Raw genomic sequence first — 1,023 nt, forward strand, 5'->3', positions numbered from 1 at the left:
CCCAGGTAGAGGGCTTGGGCTTCTGCGAGGGTGCGGACGGTGGTGTGGTGGCCGGCTTCCAGGGTGCGGTGGAGGGCGGTGGTCAGGCGGGGGCGGTGGACGACGAGGGTGAGGTGGATGCCGGTCTGGTGCTGCAGGTCGAGGAGTCGTTGGAGGCGTCGCTGGTCGAGGAGGTGGGCGCGCAGGACGGTCAGGCGGGTGACGTCCAGGGCGGTCGTCCACGCGGCGGCCGCCTCCCACAGCGGCGGACGGCCGTGCGGGTGCCGGCCCGGGATGCGGGCGGGTTTGCCCAGGGCCTGGAGCAGGTCGGAGGCGAGGGCGGTGTCGCTGGTCGTGCCCGGGCCGGGGTGGAGGGTGATGCGGCCGGCCTGCGGGGCGTGCGCGGCCAGGGCAGCGTGGGTGAAGGCGGCGTCGTCCCCGGGGTCGAGGACGACGGCCAGGCTTGCCGGGGCCGCGGGGAGGGTCATGCGAGGCGGCTGAAGGCCCAGCGCAGCAGGTCGCGGTCCGGGCGGGGGCGGCCGGTGCGTTCCAGGGCGGTGCGCAGGTGGGCGGTGAGCTGGGCCCAGGCGCGGAAGTTGCCGTGGGCGGCCTGCTCGTCGGCGAACGTGATGTCTGCGGGGTCGGCGTTCTCCCAGACGGGGTGGAAGAGGGGGACGACCTCGAGGACCTCGGCGGGGGTGAGGCGGGTGAACTGCTGCCAGATGAAGATCCGTGAGGAGAGCATCGGCTCGCGGCGCAGCACGGTGTGGGCGCCGGCGCCGCCGACGAAGACGATCGCGATCTTTGTGGCGGGCTCGTCCCACAGGTAGCGGAAGTACTCGAAGGCCTCGCCGTTGAGCCACTGTGCCTCGTCCACGAGGAACGTGCGGGGCCGCTCGGCGAGGGCGGTCTTCAACAGGCGGTCGAACTCGCTGGGGTGACGGGGCGGCTCCCCCGGCAGGTGCAGGGTCTCGAACAGCTCGTAGCGGACCGCGCGGGCGGTGGGGCGCCGGGGCCTGCCGGCCGGGGGCCGCGGCGCCCCAC

The 1,023-nt window shown here is 74.8% G+C and carries 1 protein-coding gene and 1 pseudogene; both read right to left on the reverse strand.

Annotated elements, in window-relative coordinates; all coding sequences use genetic code 11:
* Positions 1-467 (reverse strand): annotated as a pseudogene (locus PV721_RS43535) (hypothetical protein); the annotation flags it as partial.
* Positions 464-1,023 (reverse strand): ATP-binding protein (locus PV721_RS43540; protein WP_319734434.1); only part of this gene is annotated, 560 nt, incomplete at its 5' end. The gene PV721_RS43540 and the pseudogene PV721_RS43535, both read right to left, overlap by 4 nt.

This window comes from Streptomyces sp. MB09-01 (genome assembly GCF_033794505.1).
Lineage (GTDB): Bacteria > Actinomycetota > Actinomycetes > Streptomycetales > Streptomycetaceae > Streptomyces.